Origin of the sequence: Kribbella sp. NPDC051587 (assembly GCF_044453945.1) — a bacterium.
Taxonomy (GTDB): domain Bacteria; phylum Actinomycetota; class Actinomycetes; order Propionibacteriales; family Kribbellaceae; genus Kribbella.
In genome coordinates this window covers 317,600-340,005 of record NZ_JBITDE010000005.1, presented here as the reverse complement: position 1 = coordinate 340,005, position 22,406 = coordinate 317,600, and the positions used below count along the sequence as shown (strand labels likewise).

Annotated in this window: 22 protein-coding genes; 13 read left to right on the top strand and 9 right to left on the bottom strand. The window is 68.7% G+C overall.

Going from position 1 to position 22,406, the window contains the following annotated elements; genetic code table 11:
• Positions 1-25: 25 nt before the first annotated feature.
• On the top strand, positions 26-844 hold the full coding sequence (gene nadE / locus ACIA49_RS20885; protein WP_396378850.1) for an ammonia-dependent NAD(+) synthetase: 819 nt from the start codon (positions 26-28) through the stop codon (positions 842-844).
• On the opposite strand, the gene ACIA49_RS20880 is transcribed toward nadE, so the two are convergent.
• Genes ACIA49_RS20880 through ACIA49_RS20870 form a run of 3 tightly spaced genes read right to left on the bottom strand, consistent with a single transcriptional unit; the run spans position 837 to position 2,625 of the window.
• Positions 837-1,685 (bottom strand): alpha/beta fold hydrolase, encoded by an 849-nt coding sequence (locus ACIA49_RS20880; RefSeq protein ID WP_396378849.1) that lies wholly within the window; start codon positions 1,683-1,685, stop codon positions 837-839. The two genes, nadE and ACIA49_RS20880, sit on opposite strands and share 8 nt — an antisense overlap.
• Before the next feature lie 42 nt (positions 1,686-1,727).
• A complete protein-coding gene (locus tag ACIA49_RS20875; protein WP_396378848.1) occupies positions 1,728-2,126 on the bottom strand; it encodes a hypothetical protein in 399 nt (132 codons plus the stop codon).
• Between the two features lie 28 nt (positions 2,127-2,154).
• Positions 2,155-2,625: a MarR family winged helix-turn-helix transcriptional regulator gene (locus ACIA49_RS20870; RefSeq protein WP_396378847.1), complete on the bottom strand. Its 471-nt coding sequence runs from the start codon at positions 2,623-2,625 to the stop codon at positions 2,155-2,157.
• A 128-nt stretch (positions 2,626-2,753) separates the two neighbouring features.
• Between ACIA49_RS20870 and ACIA49_RS20865 the strand changes: the two genes are divergently transcribed.
• Positions 2,754-4,379, top strand: coding sequence for a long-chain fatty acid--CoA ligase (locus ACIA49_RS20865; RefSeq protein ID WP_396378846.1), 1,626 nt, complete (start codon positions 2,754-2,756; stop codon positions 4,377-4,379).
• A gap of 1,212 nt (positions 4,380-5,591) precedes the next feature.
• On the opposite strand, the gene ACIA49_RS20860 is transcribed toward ACIA49_RS20865, so the two are convergent.
• Positions 5,592-7,007 (bottom strand): PepSY-associated TM helix domain-containing protein, encoded by a 1,416-nt coding sequence (locus tag ACIA49_RS20860; protein WP_396378845.1) that lies wholly within the window; start codon positions 7,005-7,007, stop codon positions 5,592-5,594.
• A 35-nt stretch (positions 7,008-7,042) separates the two neighbouring features.
• Positions 7,043-7,858, bottom strand: a complete 816-nt coding sequence (locus tag ACIA49_RS20855; RefSeq protein WP_396378844.1) for an aminoglycoside 6-adenylyltransferase — start codon at positions 7,856-7,858, stop codon at positions 7,043-7,045.
• A gap of 88 nt (positions 7,859-7,946) precedes the next feature.
• On the opposite strand from ACIA49_RS20855, the gene ACIA49_RS20850 reads away from it, so the two are divergent.
• The 7 genes from ACIA49_RS20850 (at position 7,947) to ACIA49_RS20820 (ending at position 14,620) form a co-directional block, all read left to right on the top strand.
• Positions 7,947-10,952, top strand: a complete 3,006-nt coding sequence (locus ACIA49_RS20850; protein ID WP_396378843.1) for a DNA polymerase III subunit gamma and tau — start codon at positions 7,947-7,949, stop codon at positions 10,950-10,952.
• A 19-nt stretch (positions 10,953-10,971) separates the two neighbouring features.
• Positions 10,972-11,592 carry a LysE family translocator gene (locus ACIA49_RS20845; RefSeq protein WP_396378842.1) on the top strand — a complete coding sequence of 207 codons (621 nt, stop codon included), beginning with the start codon at positions 10,972-10,974 and terminating at the stop codon, positions 11,590-11,592.
• A gap of 197 nt (positions 11,593-11,789) precedes the next feature.
• Positions 11,790-12,209, top strand: coding sequence for a YbaB/EbfC family nucleoid-associated protein (locus ACIA49_RS20840; RefSeq protein ID WP_396378841.1), 420 nt, complete (start codon positions 11,790-11,792; stop codon positions 12,207-12,209).
• A 1-nt stretch (position 12,210) separates the two neighbouring features.
• Complete coding sequence (recR, locus tag ACIA49_RS20835) at positions 12,211-12,810, top strand: recombination mediator RecR (RefSeq protein WP_344148108.1); 600 nt, start codon at positions 12,211-12,213, stop codon at positions 12,808-12,810.
• Complete coding sequence (locus ACIA49_RS20830) at positions 12,803-13,447, top strand: DUF5063 domain-containing protein (RefSeq protein ID WP_396378840.1); 645 nt, start codon at positions 12,803-12,805, stop codon at positions 13,445-13,447. Before recR ends, ACIA49_RS20830 begins: the two co-directional genes overlap by 8 nt.
• Before the next feature lie 28 nt (positions 13,448-13,475).
• Positions 13,476-14,129 carry a hypothetical protein gene (locus ACIA49_RS20825; protein ID WP_396378839.1) on the top strand — a complete coding sequence of 218 codons (654 nt, stop codon included), beginning with the start codon at positions 13,476-13,478 and terminating at the stop codon, positions 14,127-14,129.
• Complete coding sequence (locus tag ACIA49_RS20820; protein WP_396378838.1) at positions 14,126-14,620, top strand: GNAT family N-acetyltransferase; 495 nt, start codon at positions 14,126-14,128, stop codon at positions 14,618-14,620. The genes ACIA49_RS20825 and ACIA49_RS20820 overlap by 4 nt, the downstream gene beginning before the upstream one ends.
• Here the strand turns inward: ACIA49_RS20820 and dinB are convergent.
• Both dinB and ACIA49_RS20810 read right to left on the bottom strand, forming a co-directional pair.
• Entirely contained in the window at positions 14,595-15,791 is a 1,197-nt protein-coding gene (gene dinB, locus ACIA49_RS20815; protein WP_396378837.1) for a DNA polymerase IV, read from the bottom strand. The genes ACIA49_RS20820 and dinB overlap by 26 nt on opposite strands.
• Before the next feature lie 29 nt (positions 15,792-15,820).
• Entirely contained in the window at positions 15,821-16,354 is a 534-nt protein-coding gene (locus ACIA49_RS20810) for a CGNR zinc finger domain-containing protein (protein ID WP_396379039.1), read from the bottom strand.
• 53 nt (positions 16,355-16,407) lie between these two features.
• Between ACIA49_RS20810 and ACIA49_RS20805 the strand changes: the two genes are divergently transcribed.
• Both ACIA49_RS20805 and ACIA49_RS20800 read left to right on the top strand, forming a co-directional pair.
• Positions 16,408-17,637: an MFS transporter gene (locus tag ACIA49_RS20805; protein ID WP_396378836.1), complete on the top strand. Its 1,230-nt coding sequence runs from the start codon at positions 16,408-16,410 to the stop codon at positions 17,635-17,637.
• Entirely contained in the window at positions 17,628-18,836 is a 1,209-nt protein-coding gene (locus ACIA49_RS20800) for an MFS transporter (RefSeq protein WP_396378835.1), read from the top strand. Before ACIA49_RS20805 ends, ACIA49_RS20800 begins: the two co-directional genes overlap by 10 nt.
• Here the strand turns inward: ACIA49_RS20800 and ACIA49_RS20795 are convergent.
• A complete protein-coding gene (locus tag ACIA49_RS20795) occupies positions 18,722-19,309 on the bottom strand; it encodes a dihydrofolate reductase family protein (protein ID WP_396378834.1) in 588 nt (195 codons plus the stop codon). The two genes, ACIA49_RS20800 and ACIA49_RS20795, sit on opposite strands and share 115 nt — an antisense overlap.
• Positions 19,310-19,372: 63 nt before the next feature.
• Positions 19,373-19,708: an ArsR/SmtB family transcription factor gene (locus ACIA49_RS20790; RefSeq protein WP_396378833.1), complete on the bottom strand. Its 336-nt coding sequence runs from the start codon at positions 19,706-19,708 to the stop codon at positions 19,373-19,375.
• A 245-nt stretch (positions 19,709-19,953) separates the two neighbouring features.
• Between ACIA49_RS20790 and ACIA49_RS20785 the strand changes: the two genes are divergently transcribed.
• Positions 19,954-21,222, top strand: a complete 1,269-nt coding sequence (locus tag ACIA49_RS20785; RefSeq protein WP_396378832.1) for an aspartate kinase — start codon at positions 19,954-19,956, stop codon at positions 21,220-21,222.
• Positions 21,219-22,319 (top strand): aspartate-semialdehyde dehydrogenase, encoded by a 1,101-nt coding sequence (locus ACIA49_RS20780; RefSeq protein WP_396378831.1) that lies wholly within the window; start codon positions 21,219-21,221, stop codon positions 22,317-22,319. The genes ACIA49_RS20785 and ACIA49_RS20780 overlap by 4 nt, the downstream gene beginning before the upstream one ends.
• Positions 22,320-22,406: the final 87 nt, after the last annotated feature.

Sequence of the window (22,406 nt, the reverse complement as noted above, 5' to 3'; positions counted from 1 at the left end):
TCCAGGCCCGGTCTGGGAGGCTCCGGTGAGCGACGAAATCCGCTATCTGCAGGAACTGATCATCGCCGAGCTGGGCGTGCCGGCCGGGTTCGATCCGGAGACGGAGATCGAGCGCCGGGTCGAGTTCCTCGCCGACCAGCTCCGCCGGTCCGGAGCGACGTCGTACGTGCTCGGAATCAGTGGCGGGGTCGACTCCGCGACTGCTGGGCGGCTGTGCCAGCTGGCGGTCGAGCGGATCCGCGGCGAGGGCGGTCAGGCGACGTTCGTCGCGATGCGGCTCCCGTACGGCGTTCAGGCCGACGAAGCGGATGCACAGCGGTCGCTGGAGTTCATCCGGCCCGACGAGACGCTCGTGGTCGACGTGAAGCCGGCCACTGACGCCATGGTCGAGTCGGTCCGGCACGCCGGATTCGGTGAGCGCGAGGACTTCCACGTTGGCAACGTCAAGGCGCGGCAGCGGATGATCGCGCAGTACACCGTGGCCGGTGCGCGCGGCGGTCTGGTGGTCGGGACCGACCACGCGGCTGAGGCCGTGATGGGCTTCTTCACCAAGTTCGGCGACGGCGCGTGCGACCTGACCCCGCTCTCCGGCCTGACCAAGCGCCGCGTGCGTGAGGTCGGCGCCCGGCTCGGAGCGTCCCCGGAGATCACCGGCAAGGTGCCGACGGCGGACCTCGAGACCAACAACCCGGGGGTTCCGGACGAGGCGGTTCTCGGCGTCACGTACGACGAGATCGACGACTTCCTCGAGGGTCGTGAGGTCGACGAGAAGGCTGCGAGCAGGATCATCGCGACCCATCGCCGTACGGCGCACAAGCGCGCCCAGCCGCACGCCGTCAGCTGAGGAAGCTGGTCACCAGCTCGGTGTAGCCGTCTGCGGCTTCGGCGTGGACGAAATGGCCGCTGTTCTGCGCGAAGTAGTAGGTCCCGGTCGGTACGTCGGACTGGAACCGGGTGATCTCTTCTGCGCTGGTGACCGGGTCATGCGAACCCTTGATCAGCAACGCGGGCTGGGTGATCTGGGCGAGCAGCGGCAGCAGTGACTCGAGGAACTCCGGCGTGTGCATGATCGCCTCGGAGAACTGGCCGGAACGGGCGTGAAGCTCATCAGGGATCTCGGTGTCGGCGGGGAGTACCAGGTCCTGGGTGTCCGGGCCGAGGTAGATCTCCATCCGGCGGTTGCCCAGTTGGTGCAGGAGCGCGAACCGGTCGTTCAGCAGCTGCGTGGTCGCCGGGCCTTCGTGCGGTGGGAGCTCGATCGTGGGCTCGATCCGTTGGGCTGCCCGGATCAGTGTCTCGGTGTTCAGCAGCAGGTCCCAGGCAGGGTTCTCGAAGATGACCTTGCTGACGGCGGTCGGGTGCAGGACGGCGTACCGGAGGGCGAGGCGGCCGCCGAACGAGTGGCCGAGGATGGCCCAGCTCTCCAGCCCGAGTGTTTCGCGGAGGGCCTCGAAGTCGGCGACGAGATCGGTTTCGTTGACCGGTCCGGTGAGGGGGTCGGACTGCTGGACGCCGCGCTGGTCGACACCGATCAGGTGGAAGCGTTTGGCGAGCCGGTCGCCCTGGAACGACAGGAAGTCGTAGGAGCCGGAGCCGGGACCGCCGTGCAGGAACAGGAGTGCAGGCGCTTCCGCGGAGCCGCGCTCATCGACGTACAGCCTGGTGCCGCGGACCTCGATCAGCATGGTGCCGAAGCTTAGATGTTGTGAGCGCCTCCCGGTACCTCTTTAGGCGCTGTGAGCCAGCTCGCGGAGGCGGTTGCTCAGGCGGGCGAGGCGGATGGTGGCGATGTTCCGGTATGCCGGTCGTAGGACCGTGGCCAGTGGACCGGTCTGCTCGAAGGTGTGGGTGACCTGGCTGTCCGGGCCGATGGTCCAGATGCCGACCTCGCGGAAGCCCGGCACCTGCCAGGTGATCTCGATCCGGTCCGCCTCGACCGCCGTGTAGACGAGCTCACCGGCCAAGCCCGGGCGCACGCGCAGCGCATACCGGGAGCCCTGCTCGGCAGCGGGCGGGCCGTCGATCGCGAGGAAGGCCTCGTTCCATTCCGGGAGGGCGAGGGCGTCCAGCAGCAGGTGTCGGATCGCGGTCGGGCCGGCTGGGATGTTGTCGGTGGCTTGCTCCATGTCTATCTCTCCTGGGCGACGATCTCGCTTAGACGAACGGGTGGGCGGGGTCCCGGCGGCGGGCCAGGGCGGCACCGGCGGGAAAGCCGTCGGCGACGGCACGGAGGGTGGCGATCGTCTCGCCGAGCTCGCGGTCGGCGACCAGGCCGTCGATCGTCCGGTGCAGCCGGTTCTCCGCGGTGACGACTTTGCGATGCAGTGCGCGACCCGCCGGGGTCAGGCTCAGCGCGAGGTAGCGCCGGTCGACTGTGTCGACGCTGCGCTGCACGAGGCCCTGGGCAACCAGGCGGTCGACGAGACGGCTCGGGCTGTTGCCTGTCTCGCAGACCAGCAGGCCGCCCAAGGCGTTCAGCGTGAGCGGGCCGTGGTCGCGCAGAACCCGCAGAACCTCTGCCTGGGAAGGCGTAATGCCCAGTGGGCGCAGCTCGGCGGCGAGCAGCCGGTTGCCCTCGCGCTGGATCGCCAGCACGAGATAACGCAGCTCCTCCAGAACCTTCATGCGGAATACATTACACGACACGTATGTCACGACATCTATCGGCGTGCACGAAGAGTGCCGGAAGAGTGCCGGAAAAAGTCCTGCGGGGGTCATGGTCAACGCGACATCGGGACTGGCACAGTGTGTGCATGAAGGGTCTGATGCAGGACTACCAGCTGTCCCTGGACAACATCTTTCTCCGGGCCGAGCAGTTCTACCCGGACCGGACCGTGCACACCGGCGGGCCGGCGCCGACCACGATGACGTACGGCGAGTGGGCCGCGCGGACCAGACGCCTGGGCGGGGTGCTGGACACGCTCGAGATCACCGCGGACGGCCGGGTCGGCACGTTCGCCTGGAATTCCGGGCGTCACCTCGAGCTGTACTTCGCCGCGCCGTGCACCGGCCGGGTGCTGCACACGCTCAACATCAGACTCTTCCCGGACCAGATCGTCTACATCGCCAACCACGCCGAGGACGAGGTCGTCTTCGTCGACCGCTCGTTGCTGGGGCTGTTCCTGCCGCTGCTCGACCGGCTCCCGCTGCTCAAACACATCGTGGTGATGGACGACCTACCGGCGGGCGCGCCCGGGGCCGAGGTGCCGGACGACCCACGGTTCCACGACTACGAGGAGCTGGTGGCCGCCGCCGAGCCGGTCGAGTTCCACGTCGAGGACGAGAACCAGGCGGCCGCCATGTGCTACACCAGCGGTACGACGGGGAATCCGAAGGGTGTCGTCTATTCACACCGGTCGACCTGGTTGCACTCGATCGGGGTCCTGACCAACTCGGCGATCGGGCTGGCCGAGACGGATACCGTGCTGCCGGTCGTGCCGATGTTCCACGCGAACGCCTGGGGCCTGGCCCACGCGGCGCCGATGGCCGGTGCGAGCCTCGTCTTCCCCGGGCCGGACATGAGCCCGCAGGGGATTCTCAAGCTGTTGCAGGAGCAGGACGTCACGCTCGCAGCCGGCGTCCCGACCATCTGGCAGGGGCTGCTGCCGCTGCTGGACGGGGTCGAGCTGCCCAAGCTCCGGCGGATCCCGTGTGGCGGCTCCGCGGTGCCGCTGGCCCTGTCGGAGGCGTTCCGCGCCAAGCTGGGCAAGCCGATCCTGCAGGCCTGGGGGATGACCGAGACCAGCCCGGTCGCGACCGCCTCCCACGTCCCGCCGCGCTACGCCGACCTCCCCGAGGAGGAGCAGGCCCACGTGCGTGCCCGCCAGGGGACCCCACTGCCCGGCGTCGAGGTGCGGATCGTGGAGCCCGGCTCGATCGAGGCCCTGCCCTGGAACGACGAGGCGACCGGCGAACTGCAGGTCCGCGGACCATGGATCGCGGCCGAGTACTACCGCCCCGACGCCGGCGTCCAACTGTGCACCGAGGACGGCTGGATGAAGACAGGGGACGTGGCCGCGATCGACCAGTTCGGTTCGGTCCGCCTGGTCGACCGGACCAAGGACCTGGTGAAGTCCGGCGGTGAGTGGATCAGCTCCGTCGAGCTGGAGAACCTCCTGATGGCCCACCCCGACGTCAAGGAAGCCGCGGTCATCGGCGTACCGCACCCGAAGTGGGACGAGCGCCCCCTCGCCTGCGTCGTCCTGCAAGAAGGCGCGACGGTCACCGCCGACGAGATCCTCGACTACCTCCGCCCCCAGGTCGCCAAGTGGTGGCTCCCCGACGCGGTCGAGTTCATCGACGAGGTCCCCAAGACCTCCGTCGGCAAGTTCTCCAAGAAAGACCTCCGCACCCGCTTCGCCAACTACCACCTCAAATAACCCCACGGCGTTCCCCCACGAGGGTTCCTGCACCCCAGGAACCCTCATTACGTCGCCCACCACCACCCCCCGCGAGCGCCCGGGCGTGGTCCCCAGATCTTCGGATGTTGTCCCTCACCACCCCCGCGCAACCCAACGAGCGCTCTCACCTTGAGCGCCCATCGACCAGGTCCAGTTCGCGGAGGTGGTTGACCGGTGCTCGAGGTGGTGGCTGAGGCGCGCTTTGTGCACCCATCAACCAGATCCGGTTCGTGGAGGTGGTTGGCCCGTGCTCAAGGTGGTGGGTGGGTGCTCATCGAGCGCGGTGCGTTGGTGGGGTCGGCTCCGGGTGCGAGGTAACGTCCGAAGGGATCGCGGGCGTGGTCTGCGGATCTTCGGACGTTAGGTGGTGGGGGCGCGGGCGGGACCGCTTTGCGGATGGTTGCTGCCTCTCTGCGGCAGTAGGTGTCCGCAAAGGTGCCGCTAAGCGACTCGGCCGCCTTCGGCGGTCGACTGGAACCTTCGGGTGGCGGTTGGTGGTGGCTGGGGTGGGTGGTTCGGTGGGCGATCGCGTGCACGTTGCCTGGGGCTGGCGGGCTGTGGCTGGGGTAGCGGTTGAGGTCGTCCGAGGGTGCACATTGCGCGGGGCTGGGGACACTTACCTGTCGATACGGGTGCATTTGGCTCCCCAGCGAGTCATCCACAGACCGCTGTACCTCTCGAGGCGGGAGGTTGGGGACGTTTACCTGCCGATTCGGGTGCAATCGGCTCCCCAGCTAGTCAGCCGCAGATCGCCATACCTCTCGAGGCGGGAGGTTGGGGACGTTTACCTGCCGATTCGGGTGTGTGTTGTGAAGGGACATGTCTGACGGTTGTATGTGTAGGGACATGTCGGACACTTGATGGCTGCGGACTGAGTGGGTTCGGCCCCAGCAGTCCGCGGCGGGTTAGCTGGCAGACCTCGTCGCTTGCGGCCGCAACCACAGCCCGGAAGCTCAGACAGCCTGCAGGCGATCGCCTACCGGACCATCTCCCTCAGCCAGGCACTCGGCTCAGCCACCCGTTTCTGTAAAGCCCGGCCGCAGCGGTGAGTAACTGTCGTGGACCTTCCCGGCCGCAGGTAGGCCTGCTGGCCGGTGGCCGTAGCCACATCCCGGAAGCTCAGGCAACGGGCTCAGCCAGGCACCTGGCCCGGCCACCCTTTTCCGTACGCCGGCCGCAGGCGGCTGAGCGTCAAGGGGTGGTGTTGAAGTAGTTGCGGAGGGGGGTGGTTCGGCGGATTAGGTACCGGTCCAGGAGGAGGACGGTTAGGAGGGTTAGGCCGAAGAGGGGGAGGAAGAGGGCTAGGGCGGTGACGATGATGGCTAGGGCTGGGGTGGTTTTGAGGGGGAGGCGGCCGCGGGGGGCGCCGAGGCCGGCGCCGGGGGTTTTGGGGCGGCGGCGCCACCACATGGTGGGGCCGGTGATGCACATGAAGATGACGGCCAGGCAGAAGGCTGTGGTGAGCCACATGTTGAGGGCGCCGAGGCGACGGCCTTCGTGGAGGGCGATGCCTTGGGCGACGGTCTTGGCCAGGAGCGGGTAGTCCTGATAGCCGTACGTCGAGACGACAGCGCCGCCGTACTGGTCGACGTGCAGGGTTCGTTCCTTGGCGGGGTTCTGGAAGGCGTACCCGATGACCGAGTAGACGCCTTCTTCGTCGCCAGGCAAGGCGATGGTCATCGGGTGGGCGAGCCCGTTGCGGTCGCCGACGGCAACGGCTGTGTCCACGTTGGCGACTGAGCGGCGGTCGCCGTTGGGGTCCGAGCGCGGGACCTTGGTGTCGCCCAGGGCCCAGGGAACGGTGTGGCTGTGTGGGAGCGATTCGTCGAGAGTGGAGGTCGGGTTGGAGAGTGCTCCGTGGTCCTCGCTCCACATCGAACTGCCTTGGCTGCTGGCGATTTCCTGCACCTTCGCGCCCCAGAAGCCGGTCCACGGCAGCCCCGACACGATCAAGAACAGCACGCCGATGCCGACCACCGAACCGGTGAGCGCGTGCCGAGATCGCAGTACGGCGCCCGCGGCCCGGGCGGCGCGGCGGCGAGCTCGCGCGACTCGGCCGCGGAAGAACAGGTAGTAGCCGGTGATCGCCATCACGAGTGCCCAGCAGGCAGCGATCTCGACCACCACTTCACCGACGCGGCCGGCCATCAGGTTGCCGTGTAGGACGATCGCCGCACCGGACAGTGTCTTGTCCGGGTTCAGCGAGCCGAGAACCTTGCCCTCGTAGGGATCCACGAAGACATCGCGGCCTTCGCCGTCCGCGGTCTCCACGGAGAAGACCGTCGATCGATCCGGACCGGACGGCTCGGTCATCGACACGACCGTCGCGCCAGGCATCGCCGCCTTCACCTCGTCGAGCTGCGACGAGTAGGGCTGTGCGATCAGCCCGGCGGGCTGCGCCACCTTCATCAGGTCGGCGTGCAGCAGCGGCTCGATCTGGAACCGGAACAGGTAGATCAGCCCGGTCGTCGCCAACAGCAACAAAATCGGGATCACCAGGAAGCTGGCGTAGAAATGCCATCGCCAGAACGCCCGGAACCACCCAGATCCCCGGTTGCCGACCTCACGCTTCGAGGCCGCACCAGGCCCGCTGACCGTTGTTGTCACACCACCGCAACGTGCGACCTGGTCGCGCGGTTCCCTCAGTCGAAGGCAATCCCGAAGTGCCGCTGCAGATGAGCCAGCGTGGCGTCGACGAACTCAGCCGGCCAAGGCGCACCAGTCTCCAACGCGAGCGCCTTCCCGCGCCGGAGCATCTCCCGGCAGAGGTACTGGTTGGCGGCGATGACGTCGGTCGGGTCGGACCCGGCGGCCGGAACACCTTCCAGTACGGCGCGTTGCTCCGCGGACAGCAGCGCGTTCAGCCGCTTCGCGCCCCCAGTACGACGTACTCCGCGCTCCGCGAGCATGAGCCGAATCAGCTGGTCCCGCACCACACCAACACCCTGGTTGGCGACCACCCGTTCGTCCCGGCCGAGGACGGTGACCAGATTGCCGAGGAAGTAGAGGAACATCTGGACGACGCCGTCCGGCCAGTACGCCGTACCGGGGCGACCGTGCTCGGCCCGCTGATCGCCGTCCGGGAACAACGTGCCGTCGCGATCGAACAGCACCCGGACCCCGTCGTACTGGAATCGGTCGAAGGACGCGAGCGGATGCGCGATGAGGTCCAGGTGCAGCCAGTCGGGGGTGATGCCGAGACCGCCGGCGAGGGTGCCGAGTCGCTCGGTGAAGACGGTCGGTCCGGCGAGGTCGCGCAGTACGTCGTCCCAGTGCTCCTCGAACCAGCCGATGCTCGCGTCCGTCACCACGAGGTGGACGTCGAGATCGCTGAACCGGTCCTCGGCGCCGGTCGCGTAGCTCCCGATCAGGTAGACCGCCAGGACCCGGTCGTCGGCCGGGAGCACCTCGCGGGCGCGCTGGATCATCACGTCGTACCGCTCGTCGCCGGAGCCCATCCGCTTACCCTAGGCCGGGCCGGGACCGGCGCGCGGGCGTGATCCGGGCGACGGTGGAAATGTCGGCGGGCGGCGCTAGGGTTGCGGCGTGGAAGCACCCCTTGCGTTGTACCGCCGGTATCGCCCGGAGACGTTCGCCGAGGTCATCGGCCAGGAGCACGTCACCGCGCCGCTGCGGAACGCGCTGAGCAACAACCGGGTCAACCACGCCTACTTGTTCTCCGGGCCCCGCGGGTGTGGCAAGACCACCAGCGCCCGGATCCTGGCCCGCGCGATCAACTGCGAGAAGGGCCCGATCGCCGAGCCGTGCGGCGTCTGCAAGTCGTGTACCGACCTGGCCCGCGGCGGGCCCGGCAGTATCGACGTGATCGAGATCGACGCCGCGTCGCACGGTGGTGTCGACGACGCGCGCGACCTGCGTGAGCGGGCGTTCTTCGCGCCGGTCGAGAGCCGCTACAAGATCTACATCATCGACGAGGCGCACATGGTGACCACGCAGGGCTTCAACGCCCTGCTGAAGCTGGTCGAGGAGCCGCCGCCGCACCTCAAGTTCATCTTCGCCACCACCGAGCCCGACAAGGTGATCGGGACGATCCGGTCCCGGACGCATCACTACCCGTTCCGGCTGGTGCCGCCGAAGGTGCTCGGCGATTACATGGCGACGCTGTGTGAGTCCGAGGGTGTTGCGATCGAGACGGCCGCGCTGCCGCTGGTGGTGCGCGCGGGTGCGGGATCGGTGCGTGACTCACTGAGCGTGCTCGACCAGCTGATCGGTGGTGCGGGGCCGGCCGGCGTGACGTATGAGCTGGCGGTCGCGCTGCTCGGGTTCACGCCGGATTCGCTGCTGGATGCGTGTGTCGACGGGTTCGCGGCGCATGACAGCAAGGCCGTGTTCGAGACGGTCGAGAAGGTGATCGAGACCGGGCAGGACCCGAAGCGGTTCGCCGAGGATCTGCTGCGGCGGTTGCGGGACCTCGTCGTACTGTCCGCGGTGCCGAATGCGGTGGCGTCCGGGCTGATCGAGGCCGCTGAGGATCAAGGCGAGCGGCTGCAGACGCAGGCCGCTGGGATCGGCGCGGCCGAGCTGACGCGGGCCGCGGACATCGTGGCTGCTGGGTTGCTGGAGATGCGCGGTGCCACCGCGCCGCGCCTGCAGCTGGAGCTGATCTGCGCGAAGGTGCTGCTGCCGGGCGCCGACGACTCCACGAACGGAATTCAGGCGCGACTGGACCGGATGGAGCGCCGCCTCTCTATGGGCGTCCCGGGCCCGGCTGACGCCGGCGGTTACGCCGCACCCTCCGCCCCAGCACCCGACGCCGCCGCCAGCCGAGCCGCCGCCCGCGCCGCAGCCGCTGGCCAGGCCGCTGGTACGGCGGTTGGCGGAGTCGACGCTGGTACGGCGAGCGCGGGCGCGGTTGCTGGTCATGCGGCGGGTGGGGTTGCGGCACAACCCGCCGCTGCCGCCGAGTCGTTTGCCACAGGTGGGTCTGAGCAGGCAGGTGCTCGCGGGGCCGACGGTGCAGGTGCCGGAGGTGCGGGCGGCGCTGCGGGTTCTGCCGTGGGTGGGCAGGGCGGCGCGACGGGCCCTGTGCCAGTGGCTGGTGCGGGTTCGCCTGCTGCCGCGGGTTCGCAGGCTGGTGCTGCTCCTGGTTCCACACCGGTCGGCGGTGATGCGGCTGGTGGCGTTGCGCCACAAACCGCCGCTGCCGCCGAGAACAGTTCGAGAGGCGTGGGAGAGCAGACGGGGGCCGCCGGTGGTGCGGCGGGCACCAGCTCGCCGGCGGGTGGTGCGGGTGGTGGGTCGGAGGGCGCTGCCTCGCCGACGGGTGGTGCGGCGGGTGCCGGCTCTGCGGCAGGTGGTCTGAGCGGTGGTGCGGCGGGCGGTGGCTCGTCGGTAGGTGGTGTGGCGGGTGCTGGCTCGTCGTCAGGTGGTGTGGCGGGCGGTGGCTCGGCGGCTGGTGGTGTGAGTGGTGGTGCGGCGGGTGCTGGGTCACCCGCAGTTGGTGCCTCGGGGCCAGCTGGTGGGGGACAGGTTGCTGGTGGGCGGCAGGGGGCTTGGGGGGATGAGCCGACGGCGGCTGTCCCGCAGAGTGCGCCTGTGAGTCAGCAGCCGGCTGCGAGCGCGGTGCCTGCTTCTAGTGCGCCGGTGGGGTCGCCTTCGGTGGGGGCTGTGGGGCTGGCGGATGTTCGGCGGTTGTGGCCTCAGGTTTTGGAGGCTGTGAAGGCCAAGCGGCGGTTCGCGTGGATCATGCTGAGCCAGAACTCGCAGGTCATCGCGGTCGACGATCAGACGTTGACGTTGGGCATGCTGAATGCCGGGGCGCGGGAGAGCTTCTCGCGGTCCGGGAGTGAGGACATCCTGCGGCAGGCCATGATCGACACGATCGGGCTGAACCGGAGGATCGAGGCCGTGGTGGACCCGTCGGCCGATCCGGGTGCGGGAGGTGTGCCTGCTGGAGGTGGACCGCGTGCGGGTGGTCCGCCGGCCGGGGCAGGTCCGGCGGGTGGTTCCGGGGCTCCGGCTGGTGGTGGCGGTCCGGCTGCGCCGGCTCCTGCTGGTCCGACGGGGTATGCGCCGGTGGCCGAGCCGACTGCTCGGGTGGACGCGCCGGTTGCCAGTCAGCCCGTTCAGCCGGCGCAGGCCGTCGTACCTGAGAAAGCGCCCGTGGCCAAGAGCGGAGCCTGGGGAGCTGAGGCGGCGACTGCGGTGGATCTGCAGGAGCCGCCGGACCCGTACGACGTACCGCCTGAGCCCGAGGCCTGGGAGCAAAGCACACCAGCACCATCAGCTGCAGCAGCGCCCGCCTCAGCGCCAGCAGCGCAGGGACAGGCAGCAGCGGCGCCCGAGGTGGATCGGCGACAGCAGGCGGCCAGCAAGCGGCGGGCGGCCGAGGCGGCAGTGGCGGCTGAGCAGGCTCGTCGGCAGCAGGCGGCGCCGGTGGTGCAGGCCGCGCCGTTGACCCCGGAGGAAGAGGCCGACTCGATCGGCGAGGACGACGTCGTACTGGAAGAGGACTCGCGCTCGCACACGGATCTGCTGCGGGACACCCTCGGCGCTGAGATCATCATGGAAGAGACCAACGGGGCGCGCTGAATCGTGTGAGCATCGTGAGGTGCCTATTGATGAGCAGGTGTTTCTTGCGTTCGTTCTGACCACATTGCTGGCCATGGTGGTGCCCGGGCCGGACATGATGTTCGTGCTGGGCTGTGGGATCCGCGGAGGAGCCCGGGCCGGCGTACTGGCCACGGCCGGGGTTGCCACCAGCGAGGTGATCCACGTGGCGTTGGCCGCGGCTGGACTGGTGGCGCTGTTCGCCGCGGTGCCCGCCGCCTTCGCGGTGACGCGGATCGCGGGCGGGGCCTATCTGGTGTTCATGGGGATCCAGATGATCCGCAAGCGAGGTGGCGGACTCGATCTGCAGGGCGGGGTGTCCGGCCGTCGCGCGTATTCGATGGGGCTGTTGACCAATCTGGTGAACCCCAAGATGGTGACGTTCACGCTGGCGTTCCTGCCGCAGTTCGTCGACCCCACCCGCGGCCCGTTGTGGCTGCAGTTCGCCATCCTCGGGGCAGTCCTGGTCGTGCTCGAGTTCCTGGTGGACGGCGCGGTCGGTGTAACCGCCGGGCGGATCGGTGGCTGGCTCCGCACCCGGGAGCGGGTACGGCGAGGAATCGACGCGACGACCGGTGGATTGTTCATCGGGCTCGGCGCGCGATTGGCCCTCCAGCGTTGAATGTCCACCGGTCACCCTCAGTATCTGTGGGCAGCCGGCACGGGTTTCCACAAGTTCCACAGGGGTGTGGACGAAGATGTTCACACCCCTGTGGAAAACTTGGGGAGACTGGTCGGTTTCCGGGGGATCGAAGGGTTGTCCGGGCGACCGGCTAGGGTTGGTCGAAGAATTCGGTGGCGGCTCGACGAGGAGATCGCGTGTTCGACGGTGGCGGTGCTGGTGGCTTCGACATGTCCAACCTGCTTGCGCAGGCCCAGGCCATGCAAGACCAGCTGATGCAGGCGCAGGCCAACCTGGAGACCCAGGAGGTCGAGGGGTCGGCCGGCGGTGGCCTGGTGGGCGCTGTCGTGTCCGGGACGGGTGAGCTGCTCCGCCTCGACATCAAGAAGGAAGCCGTCGACCCCGAGGACACCGAGACGCTGGCCGATCTGATCGTGGCCGCGGTCCGGGACGCCTCGGAGAACGCCAAGGCCGCCGCCGCGCAGGCGATGGGCCCGCTGGCCAACGGCATCCCCGGCTTCGGTGGTCCGGCCGACGACGGCTCGAGCCCGGAGCTCCCCGGCGGCGGCATCGGCTTCACCAAGCCGTCCGGTCCGCCCGGCCAGAACCCGGCCTGACGTGTACGAGGGGGCCGTTCAGGACCTCATCGACGAGCTCGGCCGGTTGCCGGGGGTCGGTCCGAAGTCCGCCCAGCGGATCGCGTTCCACCTGCTGGCGTCCGACGAGACCGACGTCCGGCGGCTCGCGCACGTGCTGGTCCAGGTCAAGGAGAAGGTCAAGTTCTGCGAGATCTGCGGCAATGTCGCGGAGGAGCCGCAGTGCCGGATCTGCCGGGACCCGCGCCGGGACCTGAGCCTGATCTGCGTGGTCGAAGAGGCCAAGGACGTGGTCGCGATCGAGCGGACCCGCGAGTTCCGCGGCCGGTACCACGTGCTCGGCGGGGCGATCTCGCCGATCGAGGGGATCGGGCCGGACGAGCTGCGGATCAAGGAGCTGCTGCAGCGGCTGGCCGGTGGAGAGGTGATGGAGATCATCCTGGCCACCGATCCGAACCTCGAGGGCGAGGCGACCGCGACGTACCTGAGCCGGTTGCTGCGGCCCATGGGCTTGCGCGTGACTCGATTGGCTAGTGGACTTCCAGTAGGCGGTGACCTCGAGTACGCCGACGAGGTCACACTCGGACGGGCGTTTGAAGGGCGACGATCGATCGATGACTGAATCAACCGATATGGCAGAGCGCACGCTGAGCATCGGCTCGGACGATCTCACCGAGTTCGCGGAACAGATCGCCGACCAGGTGCAGAGCTTCCTGATCTCGGTGCGCGACATCGCGGCACAGCCGGACGAGGACGGTGTGGACGAGGGGCTCGCCTCGTTGCCGTACCTGCTGCTCGAGGTCAGCCAGCTGCTGCTGGCCGGTGGCCGGCTGGGCGCGTTCGAGGACTTCGTGCCGGAGGAGCGCTTCGAGTCCGACGCGGGCCCGGACCCGGATCTGGACGCGATGCGCGACCGGCTGGCGGTGCTCTTCGAGGGTCTCGACGAGTACGCCGAGGTCTTCGACCCGTACGCCGCACCGCCGGAGATCACGGTGAACCGGCTCTCCGACGACCTGACCGCGATCGCGACCGACCTCGTGCATGGCCTGGCCCACTACGAAGAGGGCCGGATCGTCGAGGCGCTGTGGTGGTGGCAGTTCTCCTACGTGTCGACCTGGGGCGCGGCCGCGAGCGCCGTCCTGCGGGCGATCCAGTCGCTGATCGCGCACGACCGGCTGGAGCCGGCCCACGACCCGGAGACCGAGGCCACCGACCGCGAGCTGGTCGAGGTCGCCGAGGAAGTCGTTCAGCGCCGATAAGGCCTGCGATATCGGGGAGAATGGCCCGATGTCCGTTCATGATGTGATCCGGCGGCTGCCCGACATCGGCCATGTCCGCCGGGTCAGCCGCGCCCTCGCCGTCCTCGACCTGGTTCTGGACGGCGACGATGACATGCTGCCGTTCTTCGCGTTCGACGCCCGCTGGTCAGAGACCGAGGAGGCCGCGTTGATGCGCGACGGCTCGGGCAACGAGTACTCGATCGTGTTCTCCGCCGAGGGTGCGTTCGGTTACGGGTTCGACCACGAGTCGCCGATGTCGCCGTGGGCCCGGGACGGCAAGCTGTGGCCCGGCCTGCTGGACGGCGTACCGGAGGTCTTCTGGGCCGCCCGCGACGAACGGGCGTTCGCCGATGACGGCGTTCCGCGCGCGACGGTCTGCTTCTGGCGGACCCCGGCCGATGACGCCTGGCAATGCGGTCCGGTCAAGGACGTGGAGAAGGACGGCGCCAACTACCTGTTCCAGCTGCTGGCCGACGGCAACCCGGAGGCGTTCCTGACCTTCGCGGAGGACTACTACGGCGTCGAGCTCGACATCGAACCGATCCGGCACGTTTACGCGCTGATGCCCCTGACCGAGTACGTCGTCACCTCGCTCAACCGCGAACGCCGGCTGCCCGATCTGGCCGAGGGCATCGCGGAAATCGGCTACCCACGCTCATGATCGACGTCCGGCCGATCGGTCCCGACGACCGCCGTGCCGTGGCGCAGTTCTTGACCCTGAACGGCGGTACGACGGTCATCGGGCACGGCGTCACCTACGACGCAACCGCCCTGCCCGGGTTGATCGTCGAGCGCGTTGGTGAGATCGACGGCCTGCTCACGTACGACGTACAGGGTGATGACTTCGAGGTCGTGACCCTGCATGCGGCCGAGCGTCGTACCGGTGTCGGTACGGCGTTGCTGTCCGCGGCAATCGAGCTCGCTCGGAAGGCCGGTGCGAAGCGGCTCTGGCTCATCACCACCAACGACAACGTCGACGCGCTGCGCTTCTACCAGCGCCGTGGCCTGCGCATCATCGGCGTCGCGCCAGGCGCGGTCGACGAGTCCCGCAAGGTGAAACCCACGATCCCGGAGACCGGCGACTACGGCATCCCGCCCCGCGACGAACTCACGTTGGAGCTCCCACTCAGTCCGGAAGCATCGGGACGGTGAGGCCTTGGTCGCGGCCGAGGAGGACGCCGCGGGTGATGGCGTTGGTGCCGAACTTGTCCTTCACCAGATCAAGGGCCGCGTCGAGTTCGTTGTTGGCGGCCTTGTCGAACGGGAGCGCCAACTGCTGAGCAGCCTCGTTCTCCAGGTTGCCGACCGAGATCCCGATCATGGTGAGGCCCTGTGTGGTGATCAGGGGCTGGGCGGCGGTGAGCAGCGCCCGGGCGGTGACCAGGATCGCCCGCGTCTGATCCGTTGCCTGAGGCAACGTATGGGACCGGGTGGCGCGAGTGAAGTCGTCGAAGCGCAGGCGCAGCGTGACGGTACGACCGGAACGACCAGCTGACCGCATCCGCCGAGTGACCCGATCGACGAGCCCGGCCAGTATGGCGTCCAACGTGGCCAGCGACTTCCGCGACCGCCCGAGGGCTCGCTGCGATCCGATCGACCGTCGTCGTCGCCCGACCTCGATCGGTCGCGGATCGCGGTTGTGTGCCAGCGCATGCAGATGCCGACCCGACGCCCGCCCGAGCATCGCGACGAGCGCCGCCTCCGGGAGTTGCGCGACATCGCCGACCTTGGTCAGCCCTCGTGTCCGCAGCTTCTCGGCGGTAACCTCACCCACGCCCCACAACCGCGAGACATCCAACGGATGCAGGAACTCCAGCTCGTACGCCGGTGGCACCTCGAGCAGCCCGTCCGGTTTGGCGATCCCGCTGGCCACCTTCGCGAGGAACTTCGTCCGCGCGACCCCGACCGTGATCGGTAGCCCGACCCGCGTGAGCACCTCGGAACGCAACCGCCGCGCGATCTCCACCGGCGTACCGGAGATCTTCCCGAGCCCGCCGACATCGAGGAACGCCTCGTCGATCGACAGCCCCTCGACCAACGGCGTGGTGTCCTCGAACACCTTGAAGACCGCCTTGCTCGCCTCCGAGTATGCCGACATCCGCGGATCGACCACGATCGCCTGCGGGCACTGCCGCAGCGCCTGCCCACCGTTCATCGCGGTCCGGACGCCCATCGCCTTGGCCTCGTAGCTGCAGGCGAGCACGACCCCGGCGCCGACGATCACCGGCCGGCCGCGCAGGCGCGGGTCGTCCCGCTGCTCGACCGACGCGTAGAACGCGTCCAGATCGGCATGCAGGATGGAGGCAAGCCCTGACGACGACACGAACACATGTTCGCATACTCCGCCGACAGTCAGGTAGAGCTCGACCGCCGCGCCCGGTACGACGCGACCCGCGTGCGGCTGGAGCAGGTCGGCGTACAGAATCTTCGGGGCCGGCGCTCGGCCGCGTTGACGAAGACGCGCTCACAGTCCGACGCCGCGCAGGTTTTGATCGCCTCGAATCCGTGTCCCGCCGCAAAGCTCGCGAGTCCGAGCGCGGCTCCGGCGGCGAGCCACTCGGCCCAGCTCGCCTCGGGCTCAGCGGCATGCAGGTGCCAAGGCGATCCATCATGATTCGACAGATAGGGCCGTACGGCGTACTTGGTCAGCAACTCGTTGAGGACCCCGGCCGCCTCGGCCGGCCCGGCGTGGAAGACAGGGCGGATCTGCTCGCGGATCGCCTTCACTTGGTCCAGGTCTTGGTCGTCGACGTCAGCCACCGGCTCGCCATGATCGAGTAGAAACTGCTCCAGTACGGCGGGCGAGGTCAGCTGCTCCGGATCATGGGTCCTGGTGTTGATCAGGTCCACGGCGATCCGGATCATCCGGTCCGGGGTCGTCAGCATCTCCACTCGACCAAGCGTAACGCAGTTGTTAGGGTAACGCGTAACGACCATTGATGCGTTACGAAGGAGGCGGCATGCTGGTCCGCTACCTGACCGCAGCGACCCTCGCTCGGGTCGGGGTCGAGATGGTCGCCTTCACGCTGGTCCTGCTCGTCCTGGAGCGGACCGACAATCCAGCTCTGGCTGGTCTGACAGGCGCCGCGTTTGCCCTGCCTGCCATCGTCACCGGCCCACTGCTGGGCGCGTGGCTCGACCGGACGGCGCACCGGCGTACTGCGCTGGCTCTGAGCCAGGTCGTGGTGGGCCTCGTGATGATCGCCATGCTGGTTGTCGTCGGTGGCAGCCGCCACTGGCCGGCCCCAGTGCTGGCTGCGATAGCCGGTACGACGCTGCCGCTGGTGAGCGGTGGTTTCACCAGCATGCTGCCGAGTCTGGTTCGGCCGGAGCAGCTGCCACGTGCCAACTCGCTTGAGGCTGCCAGCTTCGGTATCGCGACCATCGCCGGTCCCGCTGTGGCCGCAACTGTCGCCGCGGTGGTTTCGGTCGAGGCAGCGATGCTCACCATCGCCGGACTGGCGGCCTTGAGCATCCTGGCCATCACCAGGCTTCCTGTGCTTCCGGCAGTCGCTCAGGGCCAGGATCCCTTCCTCAGCTCGGTTCTGGGTGGGCTGAAGCACTTGGCCCGCACTCCGCGACTGCGGGCGTCCACAGTGACGTCGACACTCCTCATGGGCGTGATCGGCATGCTGCTGATCATCCTGCCGTTGCACATGGCATCGCTCGGGATGCCCCGATCGGCGGCTGGCTATGTCTGGGCTGTGCTGGAGCTGGCCAGCGTTGCGACGGCTCTGCTGCTGGGCCGCCTCTCCACCCGTTGGCGTCCCGAGTACGTCGTGATGCTCGCCGTCGCCGCCTACGGCTTGGCCTTCACCACCTGGCCGCTGGCCGGCAGCTTTGCCGTACTGCTGATCTTGGCTGCCGGCACCGGGCTACTGGACGGCCCGATGATTCCGGCGATGTTCGCCGCGCGGCAGCAGTACAGCACGTTGGAGCTGCAGGGCCGGGTCAGCACCACCGCGGCCAGCCTTCGCGTCGGGGCGGCCGCACTCGGCCAGGCGGCGGCCGGCGTACTGGTTCCGGCAGTCGGCACGCGCGCCGCGTTCCTGGTGATCGCCGGCTGCCTGGTCGGCGCCTCCGGGCTCGGCTACCTCTCCCTCAAGATAGGGAGAAATCCCGAGGCGCCCGACGAGTTTGTCAGGACAGAATCGGCACCATGGACCTGACCGCGTACCGCGACCTGTGGCGTACCCCCGGTGTGATGACGCTGATGGCGGCGGCGCTGACCGCGCGGATGCCGGTGATGGCGACGATGGTCCCGCTGGCGTTCCTGGCCAAGGACGCGTCCGGCAACTTCGGCTGGGCCGGCGTGGTCGCAGGCGCCTACTCCATCGGTACGGCGGTCGCCAGCGTCGTCTGGGCACGGATGGCCGACCGACGGGGCGCGCGTCGCGTGGTGATCGTCACCGGGATGGCGTGGGGCCTGCTCATGGCCGTGACGGCCCTGCTGCCCTACAGCTGGTACCGGCTGCTGCCCGTCGCAGCAGCACTGGCCGGACTGTGCGTGGCGCCCGTCGCCTCGACCTCCCGAGCCGCCTGGCCGCGGCTGGTGCAGGGTGGGCGGCTGCGTGTGCTCTACGCCCTGGATGCGTCAGCGACCGAGCTGCTGTTCGTCGTTGGACCAATGCTCGGCGCAGTGATCGTCAGCGTGGCCAGTCCGCGCGCCGGGTTGCTGGCGTGCGCCGTCGCGGCGGCCGCAGCGATCTGGTGGTTCGGACTGAAGCAACAGCCTCTCCCTGTTGGGGAGGCGGCGGAGACTGAGCGGACCACCGCGCGGCAGCTGCTCCTCCACCGCCATCGGCTGCCGTTGGTGATCGCGTTCGGCTTCATGGTGATGGGCTTCGCGTCGATGTCGCTCGGGATCGTCGCCTTCGCTGACGAGCACGGCAACCGGCTGATCGCCGGAGTGCTCGAAACTGTCGCGGCACTGGGCAGCCTGATCGGCGGACTGGTCGGTGGTGCACTCCCGGGCCGACACGACTCCTATGTCTGGAAGCGCATGCTGGCCTTTACGGTCTTGGCTGGCGCCTGCGTGTTCGCGACCGCTTCGGTGATCGCACTGGCCATCACGCTGTTCGCAGCCGGCTGTCTCATCGCACCCACAGTCGGCGCCCTCTACGAGCGGCTGGGGTCAATGACGCCGGCCGCCTCCCGGACCGAGATGTTCGGCTGGGTGCTCAGCGGCGGAATGATCGGCTCCGCCGCTGGCTCGGCTGTCGGTGGTGTGGTCGTGGAGACCTTCGGCGTTCGTTACGCGTGGGCCTTGATGGCAGTCCTCGGAGTGCTCGGCACTGTCGCGGTCCTGCGGGTACCGCCCCACCGGCCGGTCGAGTCCACGCTCGAGAGCGCTCCGGTCGCCGCGTAGTGCACCTTGTAGGTCGCCTCGAGTGTGCCGGAAAGCCCTGCACACAAAGAGATGAGCTTGAAGGACCGCCGGTCCAGCGCAGTGCCCTGTCCGGCCCGCACTGGGTGGATCCGCAGCGTCACGTCGTCCAGCAGTCGCCAGCGCAGGAGTGACCGGATCAGACCGAGGCTGCCGATCACATGCAGGTCCGGACCGGGCACCTGCTTGAGCGCCGCGAGCACTCGGCGCGGATCGCCCTTCAGAACCTCACTGCCTGGCTGGTAAGCCACTGGCGTCGAGGCGATGACGAGCTTCCGGACCCCACCGAGCGAACCGGCGTACTGCTCATAGGTACGGCGGCCGAGCAGCACTGTGTTCGCTCCGGCGGCCAGGTCGTCGATCACACCGCCCAAAGCCGGTGCCGGCAGCCAGCGCTCCGGCCGGTCCACGATCCCGTCCTCCGCCATGCACAGGTTGGCAATGATCGCTCGCATCCGCGCCCCTCCTTGGTCGTCTACCTGCTCGATGCAGACAGTGGACGGAAGGTTTCGATCGCGTCAGTTTTTCTCGCGGCGGCCGCGGTGGATCTCCGTCTCGAGGGCGTCCAGCCGGTTGCCCCAGAACTTCCGGTACCGGTCCAGCCAGCCGTCGATCTCGCGCAGTGGTTCGGGAGCAACGGCGTACAGGCGGCGGGTGCCGGCCACCGTCACGGTGGCGAACCCGTTGTCGCGCAGCACCCGCAGATGCTGCGAGACGGCCGGCTGACTGATCCCGAACTCCGCGTTGATCGTCGCGGCGATGCTGCCGGCCGGCAGTTCGCCGTCGGCCAGCAGCTCCAGGATCCGGCGCCGGACCGGGTCGCCGAGGATGTCGAACGCGTGCACGGTCCGCATTGTTTCAGTGATGACTTATATGAACAAGTGGTCCGTTCCACCGGACGCCTTCCGGCGCGCCCGGGCCGCCGCCGCCGAACCTCCCGGCGGACTCCCGATTTGCCGCACGCCGCGGCCGAGGCTTGGTCAGCCGGTAGGCAACGGCGAGGTCACGGCTAGAATGAGCGACGAGACTACGCCTGGTGCAGTGCCGCACGGCGTACCGCAACCAGTGGCAACCAAGTGGGTTTTGAGGAGACACAGCTGTGGGACGCGTCGTGCACAAGTACGGCGGTTCGTCGGTCGCTGACGCCGATTGCATCAAGCGCGTCGCCCAACGGATCGTCGCCACCAAGAAGGCCGGGAACGACGTCGTCGTCGTGATCTCGGCGATGGGTGACACCACCGATGAACTGATGGACCTGGCCAAGCAGGTCTCCCCGCTGCCGCCGCCGCGCGAGCTCGACATGCTGCTCACCTCGGGTGAGCGGATCTCGGCCGCCCTGCTGGCGATGGCGATCGCGAACCTCGGCTACGAGGCGCGCAGCTTCACCGGCTCGCAGGCCGGCGTGATCACCACGTCCGCGCACGGCAACGCCCGGATCATCGACATCACCCCGAGCCGGATCGAGGACGCGCTGGCCGAGGGCCACGTCGCGATCGTGGCCGGGTTCCAGGGTGTGGCGCAGGATACCAAGGACATCACCACGATGGGCCGCGGCGCCTCCGACACCACCGCGGTCGCGCTGGCCGCCGCGCTGGAGGCCGACTACTGCGAGATCTACACCGACGTGGACGGCATCTTCACCGCGGACCCGCGGATCGTGCCGGCCGCCAAGCACATCCCGAAGATCTCCTACGAGGAGATGCTCGAGATGGCCGCCTGCGGCGCGAAGGTGCTGCACCTGCGCTGCGTGGAGTACGCGCGGCGCTACAACGTCCCCGTTCATGTGCGGTCCTCCTTCTCGCAGAAGGAAGGCACCTGGGTTGTCGATGCGAAGGAACTTGATCAGATGGAACAGGCGATCATCTCCGGTGTGGTCCAGGACCGCAACGAGGCCAAGATCACCGTGGTCGGCGTACCCGACAAGCCGGGCGAGGCGGCCCGGATCTTCGAGACCGTGGCCGGTGCCGAGACCAACATCGACATGATCGTGCAGAACGTGTCCGCGGTCGCCACCAACCGCACCGACATCTCCTTCACGCTGCCCCGCGTCGACGGGTCCCGCGCGATGTCCGCGCTGGCCCGGATGAAGGACGAGGTCGGCTACGAGCAGCTGCTGTACGACGACCAGATCGGCAAGGTCTCGGTCGTCGGGGTCGGCATGCGCTCGCACCCGGGCGTCTCCGCGAAGTTCTTCTCCGCGCTGGCCGACGCCGGCGTGAACATCGAGATGATCTCCACCTCCGAGATCCGGATCTCGGTGGTCGTGGACGAGAACCTGGTGGACGCCGCCGTGACCGCGGCGCACACCGCATTCGATCTGGACGACGAGCACACCCAGGCCGTCGTGTACGGAGGAACTGGACGGTGACCCCTGTGAGCGCTGTGGAGAACACGATCGAGGACCGGACGGGTCTGCCGTCGCTGGCGGTGGTCGGGGCGACCGGCGCCGTCGGCTCGGTGATGCTGACCCTGCTCTCGACCCGGGAGAACGTCTGGGGTGAGATCCGGCTGATCGCCTCCGAGCGCTCCGCGGGCAAGCGGCTCAAGGTCCGCGGCGAGGAGGTCGAGGTGGTCGCGCTCAGCGAGGCCGCCTTCGACGGCATCGACGTGGCGATGTTCGACGTACCGGACGAGGTCTCCGCGCACTGGGCGCCGATCGCGGCCGCGGCGGGTGCCGTCGTGGTGGACAACTCGGGCGCCTTCCGAATGGACCCGGACGTTCCCTTGGTGGTTCCCGAGGTGAACGCCGAGGCGGCCCGCAACCGGCCCAAGGGCATCATCTCGAACCCGAACTGCACGACGCTGTCGATGATCGTCGCGATGGGTGCACTGCACCACCGCTACGAGCTCGAGCAGCTGGTGGTCGCGTCGTACCAGGCGGCCTCCGGTGCGGGTCAGGAGGGCATCGACGCTCTCTACGACCAGATCACCAAGGTGGCGGGCAATCGCGAGCTGGGGAAGACCCCGGGCGACGTACGGCGGGTTGTCGGCAACTCGCTCGGCCCGTTCCCGGCGCCGTTGGCGCTCAACGTGGTGCCGTGGGCCGGCTCGCTCAAGGACGGCGGCTGGAGCTCCGAGGAGCTGAAGGTCCGCAACGAGTCCCGCAAGATCCTCGGCCTGCCCGACCTGAAGGTCTCCGCGACCTGTGTCCGGGTGCCGGTCGTGACCACGCACTCGTTGTCGGTGCACGCGCGCTTCGCCCACGAGGTCGACGCCGACGAGGCCCGCGAGGTGCTGCGCGACGCCCCGGGCGTGCTGCTGTTCGACAACCCGGCCGAGGCCGAGTTCCCGACCCCGGCCGATGTCGTGGGCACCGACCCGACCTGGGTCGGCCGCGTCCGTAAGTCGCTCGACGACCCGAACGCGCTGGAGCTGTTCGTCTGCGGCGACAACCTGCGCAAGGGCGCGGCCCTGAACACCGCGCAGATCGCCGAGGTCGTCGCCAAGGAATTCATCCAGGGCTGAAGAGCTCATTCCACGGCCGTCGAAGCCTGAACCACTTCGGCGGCCGTCTCGTTGGGTCGGCAGGAATCGATTTCCCGACCTGAGGAG

Coding starts and splice junctions, on each gene's coding strand:
- ACIA49_RS20865 (WP_396378846.1), top strand. CDS start 2,754: ATGAAGGGTCTGATGCAGGACTACCAGCTGTCCCTGGACAACATCTTT.
- ACIA49_RS20830 (WP_396378840.1), top strand. CDS start 12,803: ATGACTGAATCAACCGATATGGCAGAGCGCACGCTGAGCATCGGCTCG.
- ACIA49_RS20800 (WP_396378835.1), top strand. CDS start 17,628: ATGGACCTGACCGCGTACCGCGACCTGTGGCGTACCCCCGGTGTGATG.
- ACIA49_RS20880 (WP_396378849.1), bottom strand. CDS start 1,685: ATGCTGATCGAGGTCCGCGGCACCAGGCTGTACGTCGATGAGCGCGGC.
- ACIA49_RS20855 (WP_396378844.1), bottom strand. CDS start 7,858: ATGGGCTCCGGCGACGAGCGGTACGACGTGATGATCCAGCGCGCCCGC.
- ACIA49_RS20790 (WP_396378833.1), bottom strand. CDS start 19,708: ATGCGGACCGTGCACGCGTTCGACATCCTCGGCGACCCGGTCCGGCGC.
- ACIA49_RS20810 (WP_396379039.1), bottom strand. CDS start 16,354: ATGCTGACGACCCCGGACCGGATGATCCGGATCGCCGTGGACCTGATC.
- ACIA49_RS20825 (WP_396378839.1), top strand. CDS start 13,476: ATGTCCGTTCATGATGTGATCCGGCGGCTGCCCGACATCGGCCATGTC.
- ACIA49_RS20805 (WP_396378836.1), top strand. CDS start 16,408: ATGCGTTACGAAGGAGGCGGCATGCTGGTCCGCTACCTGACCGCAGCG.
- ACIA49_RS20795 (WP_396378834.1), bottom strand. CDS start 19,309: ATGCGAGCGATCATTGCCAACCTGTGCATGGCGGAGGACGGGATCGTG.
- ACIA49_RS20875 (WP_396378848.1), bottom strand. CDS start 2,126: ATGGAGCAAGCCACCGACAACATCCCAGCCGGCCCGACCGCGATCCGA.
- ACIA49_RS20870 (WP_396378847.1), bottom strand. CDS start 2,625: ATGAAGGTTCTGGAGGAGCTGCGTTATCTCGTGCTGGCGATCCAGCGC.
- ACIA49_RS20820 (WP_396378838.1), top strand. CDS start 14,126: ATGATCGACGTCCGGCCGATCGGTCCCGACGACCGCCGTGCCGTGGCG.